Source organism: Kocuria rosea, assembly GCF_006094695.1.
Classification (GTDB): Bacteria; Actinomycetota; Actinomycetes; order Actinomycetales; family Micrococcaceae; genus Kocuria; species Kocuria rosea.
The window spans coordinates 2,103,035-2,126,821 of the sequence record NZ_CP035103.1 but is presented as its reverse complement, the minus strand read 5'-3'; the positions used below and the strand labels follow the sequence as shown (position 1 = coordinate 2,126,821).

Annotated in this window: 22 protein-coding genes and 1 pseudogene; 19 read left to right on the top strand and 4 right to left on the bottom strand. The window is 74.0% G+C overall.

All coding sequences use genetic code 11. The features are described 5' to 3' along the window. Positions 1 to 41 precede the first annotated feature (41 nt). A complete protein-coding gene (locus EQG70_RS09870; RefSeq protein ID WP_109269367.1) occupies positions 42 to 740 on the top strand; it encodes a type 1 glutamine amidotransferase domain-containing protein in 699 nt (232 codons plus the stop codon). Positions 741 to 783: 43 nt separating this feature from the next. On the opposite strand, the gene EQG70_RS09865 is transcribed toward EQG70_RS09870, so the two are convergent. Next, a complete protein-coding gene (locus EQG70_RS09865) occupies positions 784 to 987 on the bottom strand; it encodes a hypothetical protein (protein WP_109269368.1) in 204 nt (67 codons plus the stop codon). A 187-nt stretch (positions 988 to 1,174) separates the two neighbouring features. Here EQG70_RS09865 and EQG70_RS09860 point away from each other — a divergent pair, with 187 nt between their 5' ends. Continuing rightward, complete coding sequence (locus tag EQG70_RS09860; protein ID WP_035923923.1) at positions 1,175 to 1,918, top strand: MBL fold metallo-hydrolase; 744 nt, start codon at positions 1,175 to 1,177, stop codon at positions 1,916 to 1,918. Between the two features lie 154 nt (positions 1,919 to 2,072). Further along, positions 2,073 to 3,080, top strand: a complete 1,008-nt coding sequence (locus EQG70_RS09855; RefSeq protein ID WP_017833808.1) for a zinc-dependent alcohol dehydrogenase family protein — start codon at positions 2,073 to 2,075, stop codon at positions 3,078 to 3,080. Positions 3,081 to 3,122: 42 nt separating this feature from the next. On the opposite strand, the gene EQG70_RS09850 is transcribed toward EQG70_RS09855, so the two are convergent. Next, positions 3,123 to 4,259, bottom strand: coding sequence for a CAP domain-containing protein (locus EQG70_RS09850; protein WP_017833809.1), 1,137 nt, complete (start codon positions 4,257 to 4,259; stop codon positions 3,123 to 3,125). 365 nt (positions 4,260 to 4,624) lie between these two features. Here EQG70_RS09850 and EQG70_RS09845 point away from each other — a divergent pair, with 365 nt between their 5' ends. From EQG70_RS09845 to EQG70_RS09835, 3 genes are all read left to right on the top strand, one after another. Then, a complete protein-coding gene (locus EQG70_RS09845; RefSeq protein ID WP_035923921.1) occupies positions 4,625 to 5,059 on the top strand; it encodes a hypothetical protein in 435 nt (144 codons plus the stop codon). A 38-nt stretch (positions 5,060 to 5,097) separates the two neighbouring features. Beyond that, positions 5,098 to 6,435 carry a M20/M25/M40 family metallo-hydrolase gene (locus tag EQG70_RS09840; protein ID WP_109244324.1) on the top strand — a complete coding sequence of 446 codons (1,338 nt, stop codon included), beginning with the start codon at positions 5,098 to 5,100 and terminating at the stop codon, positions 6,433 to 6,435. A 79-nt stretch (positions 6,436 to 6,514) separates the two neighbouring features. Then, complete coding sequence (locus tag EQG70_RS09835; RefSeq protein WP_232035303.1) at positions 6,515 to 7,771, top strand: acyl-CoA dehydrogenase family protein; 1,257 nt, start codon at positions 6,515 to 6,517, stop codon at positions 7,769 to 7,771. Between the two features lie 28 nt (positions 7,772 to 7,799). On the opposite strand, the gene EQG70_RS09830 is transcribed toward EQG70_RS09835, so the two are convergent. Then, on the bottom strand, positions 7,800 to 8,033 hold the full coding sequence (locus tag EQG70_RS09830; RefSeq protein WP_035923920.1) for a DUF5703 family protein: 234 nt from the start codon (positions 8,031 to 8,033) through the stop codon (positions 7,800 to 7,802). A gap of 40 nt (positions 8,034 to 8,073) precedes the next feature. On the opposite strand from EQG70_RS09830, the gene EQG70_RS18135 reads away from it, so the two are divergent. The 3 genes from EQG70_RS18135 (at position 8,074) to mshC (ending at position 10,765) form a co-directional block, all read left to right on the top strand. Further along, positions 8,074 to 8,442: a primosomal protein gene (locus tag EQG70_RS18135; RefSeq protein WP_167508882.1), complete on the top strand. Its 369-nt coding sequence runs from the start codon at positions 8,074 to 8,076 to the stop codon at positions 8,440 to 8,442. A 111-nt stretch (positions 8,443 to 8,553) separates the two neighbouring features. Next, a complete protein-coding gene (locus EQG70_RS09820; protein WP_017833502.1) occupies positions 8,554 to 9,384 on the top strand; it encodes an undecaprenyl-diphosphate phosphatase in 831 nt (276 codons plus the stop codon). 97 nt (positions 9,385 to 9,481) lie between these two features. Further along, positions 9,482 to 10,765 (top strand): cysteine--1-D-myo-inosityl 2-amino-2-deoxy-alpha-D-glucopyranoside ligase, encoded by a 1,284-nt coding sequence (gene mshC, locus EQG70_RS09815; RefSeq protein ID WP_109269369.1) that lies wholly within the window; start codon positions 9,482 to 9,484, stop codon positions 10,763 to 10,765. A gap of 140 nt (positions 10,766 to 10,905) precedes the next feature. Here the strand turns inward: mshC and EQG70_RS09810 are convergent, their stop codons facing one another. Next, positions 10,906 to 11,814 (bottom strand): PAC2 family protein, encoded by a 909-nt coding sequence (locus tag EQG70_RS09810; protein WP_109269370.1) that lies wholly within the window; start codon positions 11,812 to 11,814, stop codon positions 10,906 to 10,908. Between the two features lie 75 nt (positions 11,815 to 11,889). On the opposite strand from EQG70_RS09810, the gene EQG70_RS09805 reads away from it, so the two are divergent. The 10 genes and pseudogenes from EQG70_RS09805 to EQG70_RS09760 all read left to right on the top strand — a co-directional run bounded on the left by EQG70_RS09805 (position 11,890) and on the right by EQG70_RS09760 (position 23,767). Continuing rightward, positions 11,890 to 12,600, top strand: a complete 711-nt coding sequence (locus tag EQG70_RS09805; RefSeq protein ID WP_017833505.1) for an HAD family hydrolase — start codon at positions 11,890 to 11,892, stop codon at positions 12,598 to 12,600. Further along, on the top strand, positions 12,597 to 13,730 hold the full coding sequence (locus tag EQG70_RS09800) for a site-2 protease family protein (RefSeq protein ID WP_109269371.1): 1,134 nt from the start codon (positions 12,597 to 12,599) through the stop codon (positions 13,728 to 13,730). Before EQG70_RS09805 ends, EQG70_RS09800 begins: the two co-directional genes overlap by 4 nt. 124 nt (positions 13,731 to 13,854) lie before the next feature. Continuing rightward, a complete protein-coding gene (locus EQG70_RS09795; RefSeq protein ID WP_109269372.1) occupies positions 13,855 to 14,982 on the top strand; it encodes a tRNA (adenine-N1)-methyltransferase in 1,128 nt (375 codons plus the stop codon). After that, positions 14,979 to 16,781, top strand: coding sequence for a proteasome ATPase (gene arc, locus EQG70_RS09790; RefSeq protein ID WP_109269373.1), 1,803 nt, complete (start codon positions 14,979 to 14,981; stop codon positions 16,779 to 16,781). The genes EQG70_RS09795 and arc overlap by 4 nt, the downstream gene beginning before the upstream one ends. Next, a pseudogene (gene dop, locus EQG70_RS09785) lies at positions 16,778 to 18,414 on the top strand (depupylase/deamidase Dop). The gene arc and the pseudogene dop overlap by 4 nt, the downstream one beginning before the upstream one ends. A gap of 35 nt (positions 18,415 to 18,449) precedes the next feature. Continuing rightward, the gene (locus EQG70_RS09780; protein ID WP_017833510.1) at positions 18,450 to 18,659 is read left to right on the top strand and encodes a ubiquitin-like protein Pup; all 210 of its coding nucleotides are present in this window, start codon (positions 18,450 to 18,452) and stop codon (positions 18,657 to 18,659) included. A gap of 5 nt (positions 18,660 to 18,664) precedes the next feature. Continuing rightward, a complete protein-coding gene (gene pafA, locus EQG70_RS09775) occupies positions 18,665 to 20,110 on the top strand; it encodes a Pup--protein ligase (protein ID WP_109269374.1) in 1,446 nt (481 codons plus the stop codon). A 124-nt stretch (positions 20,111 to 20,234) separates the two neighbouring features. Further along, entirely contained in the window at positions 20,235 to 21,194 is a 960-nt protein-coding gene (locus EQG70_RS09770) for an FKBP-type peptidyl-prolyl cis-trans isomerase (RefSeq protein WP_109269375.1), read from the top strand. A 90-nt stretch (positions 21,195 to 21,284) separates the two neighbouring features. Then, entirely contained in the window at positions 21,285 to 21,680 is a 396-nt protein-coding gene (locus tag EQG70_RS09765; RefSeq protein WP_017833513.1) for an FKBP-type peptidyl-prolyl cis-trans isomerase, read from the top strand. 11 nt (positions 21,681 to 21,691) lie between these two features. After that, a complete protein-coding gene (locus EQG70_RS09760; RefSeq protein ID WP_017833514.1) occupies positions 21,692 to 23,767 on the top strand; it encodes a helix-turn-helix transcriptional regulator in 2,076 nt (691 codons plus the stop codon). Positions 23,768 to 23,787: the final 20 nt, after the last annotated feature.

Here is a 23,787-nt window from a genome sequence, read left to right as displayed (position 1 = left end):
AAAACACCCGGACAGGCACCACAGCTGAGGAGCTGACCATCATGGCCCGTGTTCTGATGATCGTCTCGGCGGCCGACTCCCTCACCATGCGGGACGGCACCGAGCACCCCACCGGCTTCTGGGCGGAGGAGCTCGTCGTCGCCCACCGGGCGCTGCGCCGGGCCGGGCACACCGTCGACATCGCCACCCCCGGCGGGCGCCGGCCCACCGTGGACCGGGTCAGCCTCTCCCCGGACGTCACCGGGGGCCAGGAGCGGGCCGACGAGTTCCGCACCTACCTGGAGGAGATCGACGCCGAGCTCGCCGCCCCCCGCGTCCTGGCCGAGGCCGACGAGCACGACTACGACGCCGTGGTCCTGCCCGGCGGCCACGGCCCCATGGCCGACCTCGCCCACGACCCCTCGCTCGGCCGGATCCTGGCCTCCTCGGACCGGACCGGCCGGCTCATCGCCCCCTTCTGCCACGGCCCCGCAGCCCTGCTCAGCGCCCAGGACGACGGGACGTTCCTCTTCGCGGGCCGCAGGCTGACCGCCTTCACCAACGAGGAGGAGCTCGGCGGCGGCACCGGGGAGAACACCCCCTGGTTCCTGGAGACCGTGCTCCGGGAGAAGGGGGCCGTCGTGGAGACCGGCCCCGCGTGGTCCAGCCACGTCATCCGTGACGCCAACCTGATCACCGGCCAGAACCCCCAGTCGAGCCAGGCCGTCGCCGACGTCCTAGTGGAGGCGCTCGCCGAGTGACCCCCGGCCGCAGAGGCACCGGCGGCGGTGGGAGCCGCCGGGCTCAGGCGCTGACGGGCGTCCTCCCGGCCAGGGCGAGGCCGCGGGCGGCGACCACCGCGTCCCGGAACGCCGGGAACGTGCGGCGGACGGGGCAGCTGCCGTCGGCGGGCACGAAGGTCATGGCCCACCGGTTCCGGCGGAGCCGGTGGAAGGGCACGGCGACGATCTCCACGGAGGGCAGGGCATCGGGGCGCTGAGCGTTCACAGCGGGACCTTTCGGGGGGTTCAGGTCGGGGGCGGACGGGGCCTGCTCCGGGCGGACCGGGGGGATCCGCGGACCGGGGCCCTGCGTGGGGCCCATGGTACCGGGGGCACCGCCCGGCAGGGCGGACGCCTGGCCGGTGCCGACGCCCGGCAGGTACGATCAGCACACTGATCGAGTGAGGAGACCCATGTTCACCCCCGAAGTGGCCGACGGCGTCCACCGCATCACCCACGCCCACGTCAACTGCTACCTGGTCGAGGACGAGGACGGCGTCACGCTCGTGGACGCCGGCCTGCCGAGCATGTGGCCCATGCTGCTGGCGGGACTCGAGGAGCGCGGGCGGCGCCCCGACGAGGTCAGGGCGCTGGTGCTCACGCACGCGCACTTCGACCACGTGGGCTTCGCCCGGCGGGCGCAGGAGGAGTGGCGGCTGCCCGTGCACGGGCACCCGGCGGACGCGCGGCTGGCCGCCCACCCGTACCGGTACCGGCCCGAGCGCAACCGGTTCCTCTACCCCTTCACCCACCCGCGGTCCCTGCCGCTGCTCGGCCGCATGGCGGCGGCCGGGGCCCTCGCGGTCCGGGGCGTGCGGGAGCTGCGCCCGCTCGAGGCCGGGGCCGTCCTGCCGGTCCCGGGCCGGCCGGTGGTGGTCCACACCCCCGGCCACACGGACGGGCACTGCGTCCTGGACCTGCCCGGCCGGGGGACCGTGCTCAGCGGTGACGCGCTCGTGACGCTGGACCCCTACACCGGCCGGCGCGGCCCGCAGATCGTCGCCGGGGCCGCGACCCACGACTCCGCCGTGGCCCTCGCCTCCCTCGACGCGGTGGCCGCCACCGGGGCGCGCACCGTGCTGCCCGGTCACGGGGAGCGGTGGACGCAGGGCGCCGAGGCCGCGGCACGGCACGCCCGCGCGGTGGGCGCCCACTGAGCGAGCCCGGCAGGGTCCGCGGATCGGGCCGGGAGCGGCCGTGGCCGTCGCGACCCCGCCCCACCGGGCATCCGAAGCGTGCTGATGACACTCCCGGGGGCGGCGGCTATCGTGGGCGGCGACCGACGACCCCACAGCGCCTGGAGGACCACCCGTGAAGCAACTGACCGTCTCCGCCCCCGGCGGCCTGGACCGGCTCGAGCTCGGGGAGGCCCCCGACCCGGGCGCGCCGGGCCCCGGCGAGGTCCGCGTCCGCGTGCACGCCAGCTCCCTGAACTACCACGACTACCTCGTGGTCTCCGGCGGGACGCGGACCGAGGACGGGAGGATCCCGCTGGCGGACGGCGCGGGCGTCGTCGAGGCCGTGGGGGAGGGCGTCGACGACCTCGCGGAGGGCGACGCTGTGGTCTCCTGCTTCTTCCCGCTCTGGCAGGACGGACCCCCCGTGGACGGGAACTTCCGGCGCGTCCCGGGAGACGGGCTCGACGGCTACGCCCGGGAGGCGGTGGTGCGTCCCGCCACGTGGTTCACGCGCGCCCCGGCCGGGTGGTCCCACGCCGAGGCCGCGACCATCACCACGGCCGGCGTCACCGCCTGGCGGGCGCTTGTGGTGGACGGCGGGCTCCGTGCGGGGGACGTGGTCCTGGCCCTGGGCACCGGCGGCGTCTCGGTCTACGCCACGCAGCTCGCCAAGGCCGTGGGCGCCACCGTGGTGGTCACGTCCTCCTCCGACGAGAAGCTCGAGCGCGTCCGGCGGCTCGGCGCGGACCACGTCATCAACTACCGCGAGACCCCCGAGTGGGGCCGCGCCGTCCAGGAGCTCACGGACGGGCGCGGCGCCGACCACGTGATCGAGGTCGGCGGCCCGGGCACCCTGGCGCAGTCGATCCGCGCCGTGCGGGTCGGCGGCCACATCTCCCTGATCGGCGTGCTCACCGGGGCGGCGGGCGACGTCCCCACGGCGCTGCTCATGGCGCGCCAGGCGCGCCTCCAAGGACTGCTGGTGGGCAGCCGCCGGGACCAGGCCGACTTCGTGCGCGCGCTCGAGGCGACCGGGCTGCGGCCGGTGATCGACCGCCGCCGCCCCCTCGCCGAGGCCGCCGACGCGTTCCGGGAGATGGAGTCGGCCCGGCACTTCGGCAAGATCGTGCTCGAGCACTGAGCCCGGCCGGTGCCCCGGGGGGCGCGCCCCGGGGCACCCGGGTCACCAGCCGGTGACCCACACCTGACCGGTGGCCGGGGACCAGTTCACCCTGTACCCGTTCGAGAAGCGCTGGTAGACGGTGGCCCCGGTGCGGATCTCGTCGGTGACCGGGTAGCCGTAGCCCCGCTCGAAGCCGGCGGCCTTCCAGGCGCGGCCGATGGCGCCGGTCTCGTGCACCGCACGCGCGCCGTGGGCCCGGGTCCACAGCACCTTGGTGAGCGCCCCGTCCCGGGAGAAGACCTGGTAGGAGGACCCGTCGGCCAGCCGGCGCTCCTCCGTGGTCGGGAAGCCGTAGCCGTTCTCCCGCCCCCCGGCCACGAACTTCTGGCCGATGACCGTGGCGTTCTCCACCCGGTGGGCGCCCGTGGCCGGGCTCCAGTACAGGGTGGACTTGCGCCCGTTCAGGGAGAACTCCTGGTAGACGCCTCCGGCGCGCAGCCCGCCGCGCTCCGCCGTCACGGGCTGACCGACGACCGCGGCGCCGCCCAGGGCGTGGTACTTCGCGCCGATGGCGCCGGCCACGCCGTAGCCTGCCGGGGGCTGGACGGGCGTCGACGTCTCGTAGGTGTAGGCCGGGGCCCCGTTCACGCGCGTAGAGGCGTCCGCGGGCGCGCCGCCGTTGGCGTACCCGTAGAGGTTGACGGTGGAGAGCACCTGCCAGGGCTGCCCGGAGTTCTCGAGCCGGCCGTCCGCGTAGGTGAGGCCGATGCCGATCACCTCGTGGCGCGGGTCCTTGATCGCCTTGTCGTGGGCGGCCGAGGACTTCCACCACGCCACCAGGGCGCGCACGTCCCGGTGGTGTTCCAGGGCGATCACCTCGTTGGCGCTGGTCCAGGGCCCGGTGCGCGGATCGGTGAGGAAGGTGGTGCTGTGCGAGAACTTCTCCTCGACGATCTGCCGGTCGGACTCCTTCTGCACCACCTGGGACAGCGTGGCGGAGTACTTGAGCGGCTTCACGCCGAGGGACTCGCGGTAGCGGTTGATCTCGTCGAGGATCAGCTGGGCGTCGGCCTGACGCGTGGCGGCGTCCACCGCGACGATGTCCTGCGCGGCGGCGTGGGCCGCCGGACCGGCCAGCAGCGAGGTGCCGGCGAGCGTGGTGACGCCGATGCCGGCGGAGAGGGCCAGAGCGGCCATGCGGCCGTGACGGCGCGCGGGGGCGCAGCGATGTTTCGCCATGGGTGCTTCTGCTTCCTGGTCTGTCTGCACGCACGGAGGAACTGGGGGGTTCCGTGCGGCGGGGGGCTATCGTCGTCCGGCCGGACGACGAGACAGATTGGGCTGGGGAAGGCGCCCAGGGAAAGGCTAGGGAATTCCCATTGCAAATAGGAAGTGTGTGAAATTGTTTCGTCTATCACAGGAGAATAACGACGACATCACGGAATGAACCGGACGGCCGGAATTCCCGTGGTTATGGTGAGCGGTTCTCGTCCCGTCCGCGCGGCGAACGCACCGGTGCCGGTGACGATAGGCTGGGAGCGCACGCCCGGAGAAGGAGCCCGATGACCGTCCACGCCACCCGCGCCACCGGCGTCCGGGCCCCGTTGCGGCTGTGCCTCGTCCTCGCCGCCGCCGTCGGCCTGACCGGGTGCGGCCCCGACCTCGGGACGCCCGAGGGCACCACCCGGGCGTTCGTCGACGCGATGGCCGAGCGCGACTGGGACGGCGCCTGCGAGCTGCTGTCCCACGACTTCGTGCACCGGGTCACGGAGGGCAGCTCCCAGTACTGCGGGGTCCACCTCGAGCGGTGGCACCCGGACACCTCCCGCTACGAGACGCTCGCCGTCCAGGGCGAGGCCGTCGAGACCGCCGAGGGGTACCGGCTGGAGGTCGCCCCCGAGGACGCTCCCGGGGAGACTGAGGAGGTCGTCGTGGTCGAGGAGTCCGGACGCCTCGTGCTGCTGAGCTACCCCGGCCGCGACACCGCCGTCCGCTGAACCCCACCCGCCCACCAGGAACCCCAGGAAGGACCGCCATGACCGATCCTCAGACCGTTCCCGCCGCGGCGGCCGCGGCGTCGTCGCCCGAGGGCGAGACCGTCGAGATCTGCCGCAACCTCATCCGCATCGACACCTCCAACTACGGCAGCGGCGACGCCAAGGGGGAGCGGCGGGCCGCCGAGTACGTGGCCGGGCTGATCGAGGAGGTCGGTCTCGCCACGACCGTCCTGGAGTCGGCGCCCGGCCGCGCCAACGTCTTCGCCCGGATCGAGGGCACCGACCCCTCCGCCGACGCCCTGCTGGTGCACGGCCACCTGGACGTGGTGCCCGCGGTTGCCGCGGACTGGTCCGTGGACCCGTTCGGGGGTGAGATCCGGGACGGCATGATCTGGGGCCGCGGCGCCGTGGACATGAAGGACATGGACGCCATGATGATCTCGGTGCTGCGCCACATGGTGCGCACCGGGGACCGGCCGCGGCGGGACATCGTCTTCGGCTTCTTCGCCGACGAGGAGGCCGGCATGGTGTACGGCTCCCACTGGATCGCGGAGCACCACCGCGGTCTCTTCGACGGCGTCACCGACGCCATCAGCGAGGTCGGCGGGTACTCGGCCACCATCGGCGGCCGGCGGGCCTACCTGCTGCAGACGGCGGAGAAGGGCCTCATGTGGCTGCGCCTCAACGCGCAGGGCACGGCCGGGCACGGCTCCCAGATCAACGACGACAACCCGGTCACCCGGCTCTCGAGGGCGCTGACCAACATCGGCGAGCACCAGTGGCCCGTGGAGCTCACCAAGACCACCCGGGCGTTCCTGGACTCGGTCACCGAGCTGACGGGCGTGGAGTTCGACCCCCAGAACCCCCAGCGGCTGCTCGCCGAGCTCGGCTCCGTGGCACGGTTCGTGGGCGCGACCCTGCAGACCACCGCGAACCCGACGATGCTCGAGGCGGGCTACAAGGTCAACGTCATCCCCGGCTCCGCCCAGGCGGGGCTGGACGTGCGCTACCTGCCGGGCCAGCGCGAGATCGTGCTGGCGAAGCTCGCGGAGCTCGCCGGGGACGGGGTGTCCTTCGAGTTCGAGTCGGACGACATCGCCCTCGAGGTGCCGTTCTCCGGCACCGTGGTCGACGCCATGGTCGACGCGCTGCACGCCGAGGACCCCGAGGCGGTCGTGCTGCCGTACATGCTCTCCGGCGGGACGGACAACAAGTCCCTGGACCCGCTCGGCATCACCGGCTACGGGTTCGTGCCGCTGCGCCTGCCCGACGAGCTCGACTTCCCGTCCATGTTCCACGGCGTGGACGAGCGCGTGCCCACGGACTCCCTGGAGTTCGGCTCCCGCGTGCTGCACCGGCTGCTGACCCGGTACTGACCGGCCACCGGCCCCTCCCGCCCCGGTCCGCCCGACCGCCGGAGCACCCACGACCCCGACGACCGCCGACAGGAGCGAGATGCACCCCGCCACCGGACCGCAGCCCGCGACCGCACGACCCGCACCCGCATCTGCCGGAGCCGAGGCCCCCGAGGACAGGGCGGCCGGGGACCTGGTGCCCGAGACCCTGCTCCCGGACGACCTGCTGGCGACGTTCCGCGAGCGCGCCGCCGGCTACGACCGGGAGAACCGGTTCTTCGACGAGGACTTCGCGGACCTGGTGCGGATCGGCTATCCGCTGATGCTGGTGCCGCGGGACCGGGGCGGCCTGGGGTTCACGCTGCAGCAGGCGGTCGCCGCGCAGCGGCGGCTCGCGGCGGCCGCCCCCGCCACGGCGCTGGGCATCAACATGCACCACGTCCTGGTGGGCGTGGCGCACACTCTGCGCCTGCGCGGGGACGCCCGGGCCGAGCGGATCTTCGAGCTGGCCGCGGACGGGGAGATCTTCGCCTTCGGCATCTCCGAGGCCGGCAACGACTCCGTGCTCTTCGACTCCGACACCAGCGCCGTGGCCGTGGCGAACGGCTACCGGATCACGGGCACCAAGATCTTCACCTCGCTTTCCCCCGTGTGGACCCGGCTGATCGTGCACGCCCGCGACGACGCCGAGGAGGGCACGCCGCTGGTGTTCGGCCTCCTGGACCGGGCGGCGGAGGGCATCGAGGTCCTCGACGACTGGGACACCATGGGCATGCGAGCCTCGCAGTCCCGGACCACGGTGCTGCGCTCGGTGCCGATGCCCGCGGAGCAGGTGCTCACCCGCACCCCGGTGGGCCCGAACCCGGACCCGGTGGTGTGGGGCGTCTTCGGCTGCTTCGAGCTGCTGCTGGCCGCCGTCTACACCGGGATCGCGGACCGTGCGGTGGAGCTGGCCGTGGAGATCGCCGGCACCCGGCGGTCCCGCGGCGGGGGAGCGCCCCGTGCCGAGCGCCCCGACGTCCGCCGGCGGATCGCCGAGGCCGCGCTGCTGCGGGACGGGGTGGAGCTGCAGCTGCTCCGGCTGGCCGCGGACGTGGACGCCCTCGGCACCGCCGGCGCCCCGGACCACGGTCCCCGCTGGTTCCTGCTGTTCTCCGGGGTCAAGCACCGGGCCACCGAGGCGGCCCGCGGGGTCGTCGACCTCGCGATGCGCAGCTCGGGCGGGGCCCAGTACTCCCGGGGCGGGGAGCTGGAGCGGCTGTACCGGGACGTGCTCGCCGGGATCTACCACCCGTCCGACGACGAGTCCGTGCACGCGGCCGTGGCCAAGGCGCTGCTGGGCCCGATCGGGGGCTGAGCCCCGCCGGCAGGGGTGGGTCCCGGGCTCAGACGGTGCGCTCCACGCGCATCACCCGGCGGCGCAGCCAGTACTTGCGGGTCCCGCCGTAGAGCAGCACGGAACGGGTCAGCTCCCACTTGCCGTACTCGGCGTGCTCGCTGAGCCGGGCCCGCGCGTCGCCGAGCGGTTCGTGCGGCGCCACGGTCAGCAGGAGGTACTCGTAGCGCTGGTCGGCGTCCCTCGTGAGGGTGGCCGAGCTGGTCCGGACTTGTTCTCTCATCGGTCCCCATTCTGCACGGAATAGCGCTAACGTCTACTCCATGAGCAATGACCCTCGTGCCGCGTTGCAGGCCCTCGTGAGCGCCTTCGAAGAACACCTCGTCGCCGCGTCCAACCGGCGCAGCGACGACGACCCGGCCGTCGACGGCGCCTACATCGCCATCGCCGACGCCTTCGACGCCTACGAGGAGGCGCTCTACGACGCCTACGACGAGGTCACCCCGCTGACCGTCTTCGCGGAGGAGGACGACTCGGACGACGACTCCGACGACGACGACGACTCCGACGAGGACGACTCGGAGGACGACGAGGAGCTCCTGGAGGACAACGAGATGCTCGACGAGGACCTCGTCGACGAGGAGGACTACGAGGACCTCGACGACGCCGACGGGGCGCGCTCGGCCCGCTGAGCCCCGTCCTCCGCACCGCACCCGCAGGAACGGCCCGCACGGCGGGCCGTTCCTGCCGCGTCCGGGCCTGTCCCGCCGTCCCCGGCGCGGAGCGTGCCGTAGGGTGGCCGGGTGAATTGGATCGAAACCATCATTCTCGGCCTCGTCCAGGGCCTGACCGAGTTCCTCCCGGTGTCCTCCTCGGCGCACCTGCGCATCGTGGGCGAGCTGCTGCCCAACAGCGCCGACCCCGGCGCCGCGTTCACGGCCATCACCCAGCTGGGCACCGAGACCGCCGTGATCATCTACTTCTGGCGGGACATCGTCCGGATCCTCAAGCAGTGGACCCTGTCCCTGGTGGGCCGCGTGGAGCGCTCGGACCCCGACGCCCGGATGGGGTGGCTGATCATCCTGGGCTCCCTGCCCATCGGCGTGCTCGGGCTGCTGCTGGAGGACTACATCGACACGGAGTTCCGCTCCCTGTGGATCACGGCCACGATGCTGGTGGTCTTCGGCGTGATCCTGGCGGTCGCGGACCGGGTGGGCCGGCAGGCCCGGCACCTGGACGACCTCACCGTCAAGCACGGCGTGCTCTTCGGGCTGGCGCAGGCGCTGGCCCTGATCCCGGGGGTCTCGCGGTCCGGCGGCACGATCACGGCGGGACTGCTGATGGGCTACACGCGCGAGGCCGCGGCCCGCTACGCGTTCCTGCTGGCCATCCCCGCGGTGTTCGCCTCGGGGCTGTACAAGCTGGCGCAGTCCGTGGGACAGCCGCAGGCGGGGCCCTACGGCATGACCGAGACGCTCGTGGCCACGGGCATCGCGTTCGTGGTGGCGTACGTGATCATCGGCTGGTTCATGCACTACATCTCCAACCGCAGCTACACGATCTTCGTCTGGTACCGCATCGCCCTGGGCCTGGCCATCTTCGTGCTCCTGGGCCTCGGGGTGATCAGCGCCTGAGCCCTGCGTCACCTCCGGATCGGGGGCGGCGGCCGGTCCGGTAGGTTGGGTGAGGCCCCGCGGCCGTCGTCCGATCCCCGAACCACCCGAGGTGAGCATGAAAGCCTGGTCCGCCCGACCCGTTCCCGACCTCCCCGGCGAGGCGGCCCTGCCCGTCGTGCAGGACACCCGGCTGCGGCGGCGGGTGGAGCTGCCCCGGCAGGAGCGGGCGAGCCTCTACGTGTGCGGGATCACCCCGTACGACGCCACCCACATGGGGCACGCCGCCACGTACGTGGCCTTCGACCTGCTGCACCGCGCCTGGCTGGACGCGGGGACCCCGGTGGACTACGTGCAGAACGTCACCGACGTGGACGACCCGCTGCTCGAGCGGGCCACGGCCACCGGCGTGGACTGGCGTGACCTGGCCGCCGAGCAGACCGAGCTGTTCCGCACCGACATGAGCGCGCTGAACGTCCTCCCGCCCCAGCACTACGTGGGCGCGACCGAGGCCGTCGGCTGGATCGTGCCGGCCGTCGAGCGCCTCGTGGCCCGCGACCTCGCCTACCGGGTGGCGGGCCGGGACGGCGAGCCGGACGGGGACGTCTACTTCGACGTGGAGGCCGCGGGCGCGCTGCCCACCGACGACGACGACGCGTGGGTGCTCGGCGACGTCTCCCACCTGACCCCCGAGCAGATGCTGCCGCTGTTCGCCGAGCGCGGCGGGGACCCCGAGCGCCCGGGCAAGCGGCACCGGCTGGATCCGCTGCTGTGGCGTGCGGAGCGCCCCGGAGAGCCTGCCTGGGACGGCGCGTCGCTGGGCCCGGGGCGGCCCGGCTGGCACATCGAGTGCTCGCTCATCGCCCTGGAGCACCTGCCCGCCCCGTTCACCGTCCAGGGCGGCGGCTCGGACCTCGTCTTCCCGCACCACGAGATGGGCGCCGGCCACTGCTGGGCGCTGACCGGCAGGCCCATGGCCCGGCACTTCCTGCACACCGGGATGGTCGGCCTCGACGGGGAGAAGATGTCCAAGTCCAAGGGCAACCTGGTGCTCGTCTCCGCGCTGCGGGCCCAGGGGGTCGATCCCGCCGTGATCCGCACCGCGATCCTCGCCCACCGCTACACCGACGACTGGTTCTGGACCGACCTCGTGCTGGCCGGCGCCGTCGCCCGCGTGGACGCGTGGCGCCGCGCCCTGGCTGTGGCCCCGGAGGGCAGCGCGGCCCCGCTGCTGCAAGCCGTGCGCACCGCCCTGTCCGACGACCTGGACGCCCCCGCGGCGCTGGCGGCGCTGGACGCGTGGGCCGCCGATGCCCTGACCACCGGGACCCCGGGGCCCTGCGGGGCGGACGCCCGGCTGGTCCGGGACCTGGTGGACGCCCGGCTCGGCATCGAGCTCTGAGCCGGCCGGCGGGCCAGGTCCCGCCGGCCGGCGCAGGAACGACACGGCGCAGGAACGACGGAGGGGCGGCACCCGGGACCGGGTGCCGCCCCTCCGCCGTCCTTGCGCCGTCGGCCCCCGTCACCGGGTGCCGGCGGCGCTCACTTCTCGTCGCGGCGGCGGCGCAGGTAGCGCTCGAACTCCTTGGCGATCGCGTCCCCGGTGGCCTCGGGCAGGTCCGTGGTGTCCTTGGCCTCCTCGAGCTGCTGGACGTAGGCGGCGATCTCGGGGTCGTCGGAGGCCAGCTCGTTGACCCCGCGCTCCCACGCCTCGGCGTCCTCGGCGATGGCGTCCAGCGGGAGCGTGATGCTGAGCAGCTCCTCGAGCTCCCGCAGCAGGGCCAGTCCGGCCTTCGGGGAGGGGGACTGCGCCACGTAGTGGGGCACCGCCGCCCACAGGCTGACCGTGGGGAACCCGCCCAGGGAGGCCATGTGGGAGAGCAGCCCCACGATCCCGGTGGGTCCCTCGTACTGGGAGGAGTCGATGCCCAGCTCGTCCTGGAGCTCAGCGGTGTCCGAGGTCTTGGTCACCGGGATGGGCCGGGTGTGCGGCACGTCCGCGAGCAGCGCCCCGACCATCACCACGAAGTCGACGTCGAGCAGGGTCGCCTGCTCGAGCAGCTCCGCGGTGAAGGAGCGCCACCGGTAGGAGGGCTCCCAGCCGTGCAGCAGCACGAGGTCGAGGTTCGTGCCGGGCACGGTGGCGGTGGAGAGCCGGGTCGTGGGCCAGACGATCTTCACGTCGCCGGTCGCCCCCCGCCGCACGAGGGGCCGGGAGAACTGGTAGTCGTAGTAGTCGTCCGAGGTCACCTCGAAGACGTCCTTCGCCCCGTAGTGGGTGGCCAGGAACTGCACGGCGTCCGTGGCGGCGTCCCCGGCGTCGTTCCACCCCTCGAACGCGGCCACCAGCACGGTCACGCGCTCCTGGTCACCGTCCTCGCGGACCACGCCGAACGGCCCCGCCTGGGGGCGGGGGAACGTCTCGTCGAAGTTGTTGCTCACGGAACCCACACTACGCGCCGGGACATCGACGGCAAGAGGCCCCGGCACGAGGGGCCCCGTGTTGCGGCCACTACGATGGAGGCCATGTCCAGCCTCCCGTCCGCGTCCCCCGACGACCTCCTGCCCACCGCCGTGCTGTTCGACATGGACGGGACCCTGGTGGACACCGAGCCGTACTGGATCGAGGCCGAGATCGAGCTGGTCCGCTCCCACGGGGGCACCTGGACCGAGGCCGACGCCCTGGCCATGGTCGGCACCGGGCTGGAGGACGCCGCCGCCGTGTTCCAGCGGCAGGGGGTGCGCTTAGGTGTTCGGGAGATCGTGGACCGGCTCATCGGCCGGGTCGCGGCCCGCACCCGGGAGCGGGTCGTCTACAAGGAGGGGGCGCCGGAGCTGGTCGCCGCCCTGCGCGAGCGCGGCGTGCCCCTGGCCCTGGTCACCAGCAGCGAGGCGCCACTGGCCGAGGTCGTCCTCGACGCCTTCGGCGGCCCGGGCGTCTTCGACGTCGTCGTCACCGGCGACCTCGGCCACCCGGCGAAGCCGGCCCCCGACCCCTACCGGATCGGCGCCGCCGGTCTCGCCGAGCGCGCCGGCCGGCCGCTGGCGCGCGCCGGCATGGTGGCCGTCGAGGACTCCCGCACGGGCATCCGCTCCGCGACCGCCGCGGGGATCTTCACCGTGGGCGTGCCCAACATGGTCCCGCTCGACGACGCCGGCGCCGACCTCGTGCTGCCGAGCCTCGCCGGCGTGGGCCCCGAGGACCTCGGCCGCATCGTGGCCGGGGCCCGCGCGTGAGCCGCCCCCGCAGCGAGGGCATCCCTCTGGGCCGGATCGGCGGGGTGCCCATCACGCTCTCCTGGTCGTGGTTCGTGATCGCCGCGGTCACCGTGCTCCTCTACACCCCCGTGCTGATGACCGCCTACCCGCGGCTCGGCGCGCTCAACTACGCCGCGTCCCTGGGCTTCGCCCTGACCCTGGCCCTGTCCGTGCTGCTGCACGAACTGGCCCACGCCTGGACGGGCCGGGCCTTCGGCTGGCCCACCGGCCGGATCGTGCTCAGCCTGCTCGGCGGCCACACCCACTTCGGGGACGTGCGCAGCACCCCGCTGGCCTCCGCCGCGGTCTCGCTGGCCGGACCGGCCGTGAACCTCGCGCTCGGCCTGGCCGGCTGGACGCTGCTGCGCACCGGGGAGCCGTCGCCCACGCTCGGCTGGGTGCTGCTCGACCTCACCACGTGGGCGAACCTCATCGTCGGCGTCTTCAACGTGCTGCCGGGCCTGCCTCTGGACGGCGGCAGGGTGGTGGAGGCCCTGGTCTGGGCGGTCACCGGCCGGGAGCACCACGGCACGGTGGTGGCCGCCTGGACGGGCCGGCTGCTCGCCGTGGGCCTCGTCGTCGGGGCCGGGGTCACGGGCCTGTGGAACCAGCCCGTCGCCCTCGTGCTCGTCGTCCTCATCGCCGGCTTCATGTGGCAGGGCGCCGGGGCGTCCCTGCGCGGGGCGGCGGTCCTGTCCCGCGTGCACGGCGTCAGCGCCGCCGCGCTGGCCGAGCCCGCCGTGGCGGTGCCGGAGGGCGTCTCCCTGGCCCACACCGACCGGCTGGTCACCGACCACCTCGCCCGCGCCGCCGCCCCGGGCGGCCCGGTCCCGCACGTGCTGGCCGTCTCCCCGGACCGGCAGGTCGTCGGTCTGCTCCTGCCGGCCGCGGCCGACGCCGTGCCCCCGGCCCGGCGGGCCGACACCCCGCTGACGTCCGTGCTCCAGCACCTGCCCGCCGACGCCGTGCTCGACGCCGGGCTGCGCGAGGAGTCCCTGCTGCGGGCCGTCGCCGCCCGGGAGTACCCCCACTACGTGGTGACGGGACCCGACGGCGCCCTCGTGGGCGTGCTGCGCACCGCCGCCCTCGAGCGCCTGCTCGCCGGCTGACGCCGGGCCCCGCCCCGGCCCCCCGCGCCGCGGTGACACAATGGGGGAGGACCCCGGGCCGGCGGAGCCTCCGCCGGCCCCCGCACGACCAGACCAGACCACGCCCTGCCCCGAGAGTGAGCCGATGACCGGAACCGCTGACCACACCGCCGCCCCCGCCCCCGCGTCCCCGCGGGGCGCCGCCAACCGGCGCGGGCCCTTCCGGGCCGGGGAGCGCGTGCAGCTGACCGACGAGCGCGGCCGGATGAACACGGTCACGCTCGCGGACGACGGCGAGTTCCACTCCCACCGCGGCGTGCTCAGCCACGGCGAGCTCATCGGCCGCCCGGAGGGCACCGTGGTCGAGAACTCCGCCGGGTTCCGGTACCAGGCCCTGCGCCCGCTGCTCAAGGACTTCGTGCTGTCCATGCCGCGCGGCGCCGCGGTGGTCTACCCCAAGGACGCCGGCCAGATCGTCACGATGGCCGACATCTTCCCGGGCGCCCGGGTGGTCGAGGCCGGTGTCGGCTCCGGCGCGCTGTCCATCTCTCTGCTGCGCGCGGTGGGGGACGAGGGCCGGCTGCACTCCTTCGAACGGCGGGCGGAGTTCGCCGACATCGCCCGCGGCAACGTGGAGACCATGTTCGGCGGCCCGCACCCCGCGTGGCAGATCAGCATCGGGGACCTCGCCGAGGAGCTCGGCGAGCACGAGGCGCCCGGCTCCGTGGACCGTGTGGTCCTCGACATGCTCGCCCCGTGGGAGTGCCTCGACGCCGTGGCCACGGCCCTGACCCCCGGCGGGGTCGTCATGTGCTACGTCGCGACCGTCACCCAGCTCTCCCGCACCGCCGAGGCGATGCGCGCCGACGGCCGCTTCACCGAGCCCGACGCCTCCGAGACCATGGTCCGCGGCTGGCACGTCGAGGGCCTGGCCGTGCGCCCGGACCACCGCATGGTCGCCCACACCGGCTTCCTGCTCTCCGCCCGCCGGCTGGCCGACGGCTCCGAGCGGCTGGCGCCCAAGCGGCGGGCCTCCAAGTCCGAGTACAGCGAGGAGGACCTGCAGGCCTGGACCCCCGTGGCCCTCGGCGAGCGGGACGTCACCGACAAGAAGCTGCGCCGCGCCGGCCGCGACGCCCTGGGCCTGGCCGAGCGCGCCGCCGGCGCGACCCCGCCGGCCGACGCCCCCGCCCGGGCCACGACACCGGCGGCCGCTCCGGCGGACCCCGCACCCGACGCCGCGTCCGAGCAGCCCCACGAGGAGCGCCCGTGAACGAGACCTCCCCGCAGCAGACCACCGGACCGGCCGGCACCGGACCGTCGGACGCCGAGCAGACCCGCCGGGCCCTGACGAACGCCCAGCGGCAGGTCAACATCCTGCGCGACCAGAAGCGCGCCCTCGACAAGCAGCTCGCCGCCGCCGGCACCCAGAACCAGAAGCTCGTCCGGCTCCTCGACGCGACCCGCACCGAGATCGCCCAGCTCAAGCGCGCCCTCGAGAACGACCTGGTCCCGCCGCTGAGCCAGGGCACCGTGCTGCAGGTCAACCCCGGGCGCACCCCGGTCGGCGAGCAGACGGGCAGCGGTCCCGCCGTCACCGACCGCACCCTCGACGTCCTCGTGGCCGGGCGCCGCATGCGCGTGGCCCTCAGCCCGCTCGTGAGCTTCGCCGCCTGCGAACCGGGCCGCCAGGTCCTCCTCGACCAGAACTACACCGTCGGCGCCGTCCTCGACTACGAGCAGACCGGCGAGATCGCCACCGTCAAGGAGATCGTCGACCACGACCGCGTCCTCACCGTGGGACGCTCCGACGAGGAGCGCGTCCTGCTGCTCTCCGGGCTCCTGCGCCGGAGCCGCCCGGAGATCGGCGACGCGGTCTCCATCGACCACCGCACCGGCTTCGCCCTCGAGCCCATCGAGCGCTCCGACGTGGAGCAGCTCGTCCTCGAGGAGGTCCCCGCCGTCTCTTACGACGACATCGGCGGCCTCGGCCCCCAGATCGAGCAGATCCGCGACGCCGTCGAGCTGCCCTTCGTGCACCCCGAGCTCTACCGCGAGCACGGGCTCACCCCGCCCAAGGGCATCCTGCTCTACGGGCCCCCGGGCAACGGCAAGACGCTCATCGCGAAGGCCGTGGCCCGCTCCCTCGCCGAGCGCGCCGCGGACCGCGCCGGGCGCGGGAAGGCCCTGGGCTACTTCCTCAACATCAAGGGCCCCGAGCTGCTGGACAAGTACGTGGGGGAGACCGAGCGCCAGATCCGCTCCATCTTCCTGCGCGCCCGCGAGCAGGCGGCCCGCGGCATCCCCGTGGTCGTGTTCTTCGACGAGATGGACTCCCTGTTCCGCACCCGCGGCTCCGGGCTGTCCTCGGACGTGGAGACCACCATCGTCCCGCAGCTGCTCACCGAGATCGACGGCGTGGAGCGCCTGGACAACGTCATCGTCGTCGGCGCCACGAACCGCGAGGACATGATCGACCCCGCCGTGCTGCGCCCGGGCCGGCTCGACGTGAAGATCCGCATCGACCGCCCGGACGCCGAGGGCGCCGCCGAGATCCTGCGGCTCTACGTCACCGAGGACCTGCCGCTGCGCCAGGACGAGGTCGACGCCGCCGGCTCCCGCGCCGGGGCCGTCGCCGCCCTCGTGGACGCCGCCGTGGCCCGGATGTACGAGAAGAGCCCCGGCACCCGGTTCCTGCACCTGAGCTACCGGGACGGCACCGAGGAGACCCTCCACTTCAGCGACTTCACCTCCGGGGCGGTCATCCGCAACGTGGTGGACCGGGCCAAGAAGCAGGCCATCAAGGACCTGCTCACCACCGGGGTCCGCGGCCTGGGCCGCGACCACCTGGTCCGCGCGGTGGACGAGGAGTTCCACGAGCAGCAGGACCTGCCCAACACCTCCAACCCGGAGGACTGGGCCCGCATCTCGGGCCGCCGCGGCGACACCATCACCGACCTGCGCGTGGTCCTGCACCGCGACCCGCACCCGGCCGGCCCCGGCGGGCGCCACGCCCCGGCGCCGACCGGACCGACGCCGGCCGGGCCGGTCCCGGGGGAGGGGCCCGCGTGAGCGTCCGCCGCGTCATGGGCGCCGAGACCGAGTTCGGCGTGCTCGCCACCGGCAACCCGCACGCCAACGCCACCGTGCTCTCCAGTCAGGTGGTCACCACCTACGCCGCCCTCGTGCGGCGCCGCCTCGGCGCGTCCCGGACCGCCGCCGGGTGGGACTACCACGGCGAGACCCCCTCGAGGACGCCCGCGGCTTCACCGTCCCCCGCGACCAGGCCGACCCCTCGCAGCTCACCGACGTCGCGCCCGTGCTCACGGCCGAGGAGGTCGCCGCCGAGGCCCTCCGGGAGATCGGGTCCCACGCCGAGTCCCTGGACTGGCGGCAGGTCGTGATGAACACCGTCCTGCCCAACGGCGCCCGCCTCTACGTGGACCACTCGCACCCCGAGTACTCCTCCCCGGAGGTCACCACCCCCCGCGACGCCGTCCTCTGGGACGCCGCCGGGGACCGGGTGGCCCTCGACGCGGTCCGGGCGATCGCCGCGAGCGCCGCCACGACCGGCCTCGACGTCGTGAACCTCTACAAGAACAACACCGACAACAAGTCCGTCTCCTACGGCGCCCACGAGAACTACCTCGTGCCCCGCGCCGTGCCCTTCGCCGCCCTCGCCGCCGGGCTGCTGCCCTTCTTCGCCTCCCGCCAGGTGGTGTGCGGCGCCGGTCGCGTCGGCATCGGGGACCGCGGCGGGCGCCCGGGCTTCCAGATCAGCCAGCGCGCCGACTTCTTCGAGCGCGAGGTCGGCCTCGAGACCACCGTCCACCGGCCCATCGTCAACACCCGCGACGAGCCCCACGCCGAGCGCACCCGCCACCGGCGCCTGCACGTCATCATCGGCGACGCCAACCTCTCCCACACCTCGAGCCTGCTGAAGTTCGGCACCACCTCCCTGGTCCTCGGGCTGATCGAGGCCGGTGCCGCCCCGGACGTCGCCCTCGCCGATCCGGTGGCGGCCCTGCAGGCGATCAGCCACGACCCGGGGCTGACCACCACCGTCCTGCTCCGGGACGGCCGGCGGCTCACGGGCGTCCAGCTGCAGCGGCTCTACCTCGAGGCCGCCCGGGCGCACGAGCACGCGACCGGTGGCCCCGACCCGGACACCCGCGAGGTGCTCGAGCTGTGGGCGGAGGTCCTCGACGCCCTGGAGACGGACCCCCTGTCCCTCGCGGACCGCCTGGACTGGGTCGCCAAGCACGCCCTGCTGCTGGGCTACCGGGAGCGCGACGGTCTGGCGTGGGACGACCCGCGCCTGACGCTCATCGACCTGCAGTACGCGGACGTGCGCCCGGAGAAGGGCCTGCACCACCGGCTGGTCGCGGCCGGCCGGATGCGCACCCTCTTCACCGCCGAGGAGGTGGAGCGCGCCGCCGGCCTGCCCCCCGCCGATACCCGGGCGTGGTTCCGCGGCCGGCTGATGACCCGCTTCCCCGACGACGTCCTCACGGCCAACTGGGACTCGGTCTCGCTCACCCTGCCCGGCGTCCGCCGCGGCGCGCGGATCGCGATGCCCGAGCCGCTCGAGCTGACCCGCGAGGACGTCGACCCCCTGCTGAGCGCGGCACCCGACGCCGAGCACCTCGTCCGCGCCCTCGCCACCGCCCGACCCGCCCTCGTGCACACCGGCTCCCTCGGCTGAGCACCCCGACCACCATCCCCAGGAGGAACCCCGTCATGGCCCAGGAACGCATCTTCGGCACCGGCGCCCAGCGCCGCGAGGAGTCCGAGCTCCCCGAGCCCGGAGCCCCCGCCCCCACGGCACCCACCGCCCAGTCCCGGACCAGCGCTACCAGCGCCGACGACCTGCTCGCCGAGATCGACGGCGTGCTCGAGTCCAACGCCGAGGAGTTCGTGAAGGGCTTCGTCCAGAAGGGCGGCCAGTAGCCCCCATGGACCGCAGGATCTACGGGGTCGAGACCGAGTTCGGCCTCACCCACAGCGCCCCGGGCGCCCGTCCGCTCAGCCCGGAGGAGGCCGCGCGCACCCTCTTCCGCCCCGTGGTGGCCTGGGGCCGGTCCTCGAACGTGTTCCTGCCCAACGGCGGGCGCCTCTACCTGGACGTGGGCTCCCACCCCGAGTACGCCACCGCGGAGTGCGCCACGCTCGAGGACCTCGTCGCCCAGGACAAGGCCGGCGAGCTGATCGTCGACGACCTCCGGCGGCAGGCCCAGGACGCCCTGGCGGAGCAGGGGGTGGGCGGGCAGCTGTACCTGTTCAAGAACAACGTGGACTCGCGCGGCAACTCCTACGGCTCGCACGAGAACTACCTGATCTCCCGGCGCACCGAGTTCGCCCGGCTCGTGCAGATCCTCATCCCGTTCCTGGTCACCCGCCAGCTGCTCGTCGGCGCCGGCAGGGTGCACCCCGCCGGGCCCGAGGACTTCGGCGCCGTCCGGATGGGCGACGACGCCGGGACGCCCAGCTACTCGTTCTCCCAGCGCGCCGACCACATCTGGGAGGGCTCCTCCTCGGCCACGACGCGCTCCCGGCCCCTCATCAACACCCGGGACGAGCCGCACGCCGACGCCGAGCACTACCGCCGGCTGCACGTCATCGTGGGCGACTCGACGATGTCCCAGACCACCACGGCGCTGCGGATCGGGACCACCGACCTCGTGCTGCGGATGATCGAGGCCGGGCAGATCCTGCCCGACCGCACCATGGCGGACCCCGTCCGGTCCCTGCGGGAGGTCTCCCACGACCTCACCGGCACCCGCCCGGTCCTGCTCGCCGACGGCACGCGCCGCTCCGCCCTGGACCTGCAGCACGAGCACCTGGAGTCCGTGCGCCGGTTCGTGGACCGGGAGGGGGCCCACCACGACCGCGTGCCGTGGGTGCTCGACCTGTGGGAGCGGGCCCTGGACGCCGTGGCCCGCCAGGACACCTCCGCGATCGACACCGAGATCGACTGGGCGATCAAGAAGAAGCTCCTCGACGGCTACGCCGCCCGCGACGGCCTGGACCTCTCCGCGCCCCGGATGGCGCAGCTGGACCTCGCCTACCACGACACCGCCCCGGAGCGGGGGCTCTTCAACCTCCTGCAGCGCCGGGGACGGGCCGCGACCTTCGTCCCCGACGAGCGGGTCCAGGAGGCCGCCCGCACCCCGCCCGCCACGCGGGCCGCCGTGCGCGGCCGGTTCATCGAGGCGGTGCTCGCGTCCGGGCACGAGTACACCGTCGACTGGGTGCACCTGAAGGTCAACGACCGCGGCCGGCGCACGGTGCTGTGCAAGGACCCGTTCGCCGTGGCGCACCCGGAGGCCGACGCCCTGATCGCCGCCCTCGGCGAGCGCGACACCGTGGGGCGGGCCCACGGGGACGCCCCCGTGGTCTGAGCCGCGCCGCGGGCGCGCCCCGTCCAGTCAACGCCCAGCGCCCTGCACTAGGCTGGCCGCCGTCCCGGCCCGAGCCGTCCGACCCCACCGCCCCCACCCGGCCCGACCCCTGAGGAAGACACCCGTGCGAAAGACCCTGACCACCTCCGGCGCCGCCCTGTCCCTGGCGCTCGTCCTCACGGGCTGCTCCGGGCCCGGCGTCGACTCCGTGGAGCTCAGCAACGAACCGGACCCGGGCACGGCCCCGTCCGTCACGTTCGAGACCCCGCTCAACGCCGAGGAGGCCGGCGCGAAGGAGCTGCGCGAGGGCGACGGGGAGGAGCTCGCCGAGGGCGACACCATCCTCCTGCAGGCGGCGCTCTTCAAGGGCTCCGACGGCACGTCCATCGGCGAGACCTACTCCCGCGGCGCCGGCCAGGTGCTCCAGCTCGAGCAGGGCCTCCAGGAGTCGATCCCGGAGATGTACGACGCGCTCGTGGGCGCCAAGGAGGGCGCGATCATCGCCTACTCCTCCCCGGAGACCTCCGGGGCCGCCGGCGACGAGTCGACCTCCGTGGAGGTCTACGAGGTCGTCCGGAAGATCCCCACCGAGATCGAGGGCGACATGCAGGACAGCCCCCGGGGCCTGCCGGAGATCACCGAGAACGACGAGGGCGTGCCGGCCGTGGCGAAGCCGGAGGGCAGGGCCCCGAAGAAGCTCGTCTCCGAGTACCTCATCGAGGGCGACGGCGAGGAGGTCGCCGAGGGCGACACCGTCATCGCGAACTACGTGGGCGTCAAGTGGTCCGACGGCGAGACCTTCGACTCCTCCTACGAGAACGGCGCCCCCGCGTCCTTCCCGCTCGACAACGTCATCGAGGGCTGGCAGGAGGGCCTCGAGGGCAAGAAGGAGGGCTCCCGCGTGATCCTCTCCGTGCCCGTCGGCCAGGCCTACGGCACGGAGAAGGACCTGGGCGAGGACTCCGACTACCCGGCCGGCAGCCTGCTCTTCGTCGTCGACATCCTGGCGGCCGTGGACACCCCCGAGGCCCCGGCCGAGGACGAGGCCTCCGCCTCGCCGTCCCCCTCCGCGACCGAGGAGTAGCCCCCGGTCGGCTAAGGTGGCCCGGTGGGCCCCCGAGGCCCCTCCGATCCCGACGACCACCCGTCGACGACCCGACGAACAGGAGCACCCATGTCCTTCGGAGAGCGCAAGCTCGACCGCAGCAAGCCCGAGATCGACTTCCCCGAGGGGGAGGCCCCGACCGAGCTCGTCAGCACCGACCTCGTGGAGGGCACCGGCGCCGAGGCGACCCCCGGCAAGCAGATCTCCTGCCACTACGTGGGCGTGACGTTCTCCGCCGGCGAGGAGTTCGACGCCTCCTGGAACCGCGGCCAGCCCCTCGACTTCACCGTGGGCATCGGCCAGGTCATCGAGGGCTGGGACAAGGGCCTGCTGGGCATGAAGGTCGGCGGCCGCCGCCGGCTGGAGATCCCTGCGGACCAGGCCTACGGCTCCAGGGGCGCCGGCGGGGTCATCGGCCCGGACGAGGCCCTGATCTTCGTGGTGGACCTCCTGGACGTGCGCTGAGGACCCACCGGATGGCAGCCCGATCGACGGAGCGGCTCCTCAACCTGCTCATCGCCCTGGTCTCCCGCGAACGCGGGTACACCCGCGCCGAGCTCCGGGAGGCCGTTCCGTCGTACGCGGAGTCCGCGTCCGACGAGGCGTTCGAGCGCATGTTCGAGCGCGACAAGGCGGAGCTGCGCGACCTCGGCTACCCCATCGAGGAGGTCTCCGAGGACCCCCTGTTCCCGGACGACACGCACGGCCACCGCTACCGGATCCCGCGCGGGTCCTTCACGCTGCCGCCGCTGCAGTTCACGGCGGAGGAGTCCGCGGTGCTCGCCCTGGCGGCCAACGCCTGGACGGACGCCTCCCTCGGGGAGCTCGCCCGCCGGGCCCTGCGCAAGCTCGAGCCCGCCATCGGCGGTCTGCCGGAGGACGACGCCCCGCCGCTGCTGCAGCCCACCCTCACCGCCCACGAGCCGTCCTTCGAGCCGCTGCTCTCGGCCGTGGTGCGACACCGCGAGGTCCGCTTCGACTACCTCGCCCGCAGCACCGACCAGCTCACCACCCGGCGGCTGCGGCCGTGGGGCATCGGCTCCCGCTACGGCAACTGGTACGTGGTCGGCTGGGACCTGGACCGCAAGGACTCCCGCACGTTCCGGCTGTCGCGGATCATGTCCGACGTCACGGTCACCCGCAAGGAGTTCGACCCGCCCGAGGGCTTCTCCATGAACGAGTCCCTGTCCCAGATGGTCTCCCACGCCCCCGCGCGCACCGTGGAGGTGCTGGCCCGGCCCGGCCACGCGCACATGCTGCGCCGGATGGCCGCCCGGCAGGAGCCCGGCGTCGGCGCCGGGGACGGCGTGGACCGGTGGGACCGGCTGCACATCCCCTTCGCGGAGACCGAGATCCTCGCCGAGGAGATCGCCGCGGCGGGCCCCGGCGTCGTCGTGCCCCGCGACGGGGACGGCACCGCCCCCACCATGCAGGCCGAGGTGCGCGCCGCGGTGGTGCGCCGGCTGCGGAGCGCCGAGTCCGCCGTGGCACGGTTCCGCGGCGTGCAGGTCGACTGGAACAACAAGTCCCGCAAGGGCACGCGCAACAAGCTCTCCACCGCGGACCACCTCTCGCGGCTGCTCGAGATCGTCCGCTGGGTCTACGCCCACCAGGGCGCGGAGCTCGAGGAGACCGCCCGCCGGTTCGGGATCACCGACCAGGAGCTGATCGCGGACCTCAACACCCTGTTCGTGTGCGGCAAGCCCGGGCACATGCCGGACCAGCTGATCGACGCGTCCTGGGACGACGGCCACGTCTACCTGTCCAACGCGGACGAGCTCTCCGACCCCGTGCGCCTCACGCAGCCGGAGGCCTCCGCGCTGCTCGTGGGCCTGCAGACGCTGCGCACCGTGCCCGGCGGGGACTCCGAGGCGGTCGCGTCCACGATCGCGAAGGTCGCCGGCGCCGCGGGGGACGCCGGGGTGCTCGCCAACGCGGTGGGCGCCCGCCCCATCACGGACACGCCCGCGCCCGCCCTCGCCGACGTCATGTCCGCGGTGCGCCGCGCCGTGGAGCAGCGCCGCCGGATCCGGATCGGCTACGTGGTCCCGTCCCGCGACGAGCTCACCGAGCGGGTCGTGGACCCGGTCCAGGTGTTCTCCTCCAACACCCACTGGTACGTGCGCGCCTGGTGCCTCGGCTCCGAGGGGATGCGCAACTTCCGGCTGGACCGGATCTCCGCCGTCGAGGACGCCGGGCCGGCGGGGGAGCGCCCCGCCGCCCAGGAGGCCGCCGCCGCGTCCCCGCCCGCCCCCGGCACCCCGGACACCGTGGAGGTCGTGCTCGTCACCGACCGGCGCAGCCGGTGGATCGCCGACCAGTACCACGCCACCCGCACGGCCGTGGTCCGGGTCCCCGGCGGGGCCCGCACCGGGCCGGCGGCCGACCACGAGGCCGCGCTCATCGGGTTCCAGACGGCCGAGGCCGTGTGCGCGCTCGTCACCCGCTACGGCGGCCAGCTCGCGGTCATCGGACCCGACGACGTCGTGGCGCAGGTGGAACTCTGGGTGAACTCTGCGCTCGGCGCCTACGGGGCGTCCGAGCCGGCCTGATCCGCCCGCCTATACTGGAG

Coding starts and splice junctions, on each gene's coding strand:
- EQG70_RS09760 (WP_017833514.1), top strand. CDS start 21,692: ATGGCAGCCCGATCGACGGAGCGGCTCCTCAACCTGCTCATCGCCCTG.
- EQG70_RS09835 (WP_232035303.1), top strand. CDS start 6,515: ATGCACCCCGCCACCGGACCGCAGCCCGCGACCGCACGACCCGCACCC.
- EQG70_RS09805 (WP_017833505.1), top strand. CDS start 11,890: ATGTCCAGCCTCCCGTCCGCGTCCCCCGACGACCTCCTGCCCACCGCC.
- pafA (WP_109269374.1), top strand. CDS start 18,665: ATGGACCGCAGGATCTACGGGGTCGAGACCGAGTTCGGCCTCACCCAC.
- EQG70_RS09830 (WP_035923920.1), bottom strand. CDS start 8,033: ATGAGAGAACAAGTCCGGACCAGCTCGGCCACCCTCACGAGGGACGCC.
- EQG70_RS09840 (WP_109244324.1), top strand. CDS start 5,098: ATGACCGATCCTCAGACCGTTCCCGCCGCGGCGGCCGCGGCGTCGTCG.
- EQG70_RS09870 (WP_109269367.1), top strand. CDS start 42: ATGGCCCGTGTTCTGATGATCGTCTCGGCGGCCGACTCCCTCACCATG.
- EQG70_RS09765 (WP_017833513.1), top strand. CDS start 21,285: ATGTCCTTCGGAGAGCGCAAGCTCGACCGCAGCAAGCCCGAGATCGAC.
- EQG70_RS09860 (WP_035923923.1), top strand. CDS start 1,175: ATGTTCACCCCCGAAGTGGCCGACGGCGTCCACCGCATCACCCACGCC.
- EQG70_RS09795 (WP_109269372.1), top strand. CDS start 13,855: ATGACCGGAACCGCTGACCACACCGCCGCCCCCGCCCCCGCGTCCCCG.
- mshC (WP_109269369.1), top strand. CDS start 9,482: ATGAAAGCCTGGTCCGCCCGACCCGTTCCCGACCTCCCCGGCGAGGCG.
- EQG70_RS18135 (WP_167508882.1), top strand. CDS start 8,074: ATGAGCAATGACCCTCGTGCCGCGTTGCAGGCCCTCGTGAGCGCCTTC.
- EQG70_RS09845 (WP_035923921.1), top strand. CDS start 4,625: ATGACCGTCCACGCCACCCGCGCCACCGGCGTCCGGGCCCCGTTGCGG.
- EQG70_RS09850 (WP_017833809.1), bottom strand. CDS start 4,259: ATGGCCGCTCTGGCCCTCTCCGCCGGCATCGGCGTCACCACGCTCGCC.
- EQG70_RS09780 (WP_017833510.1), top strand. CDS start 18,450: ATGGCCCAGGAACGCATCTTCGGCACCGGCGCCCAGCGCCGCGAGGAG.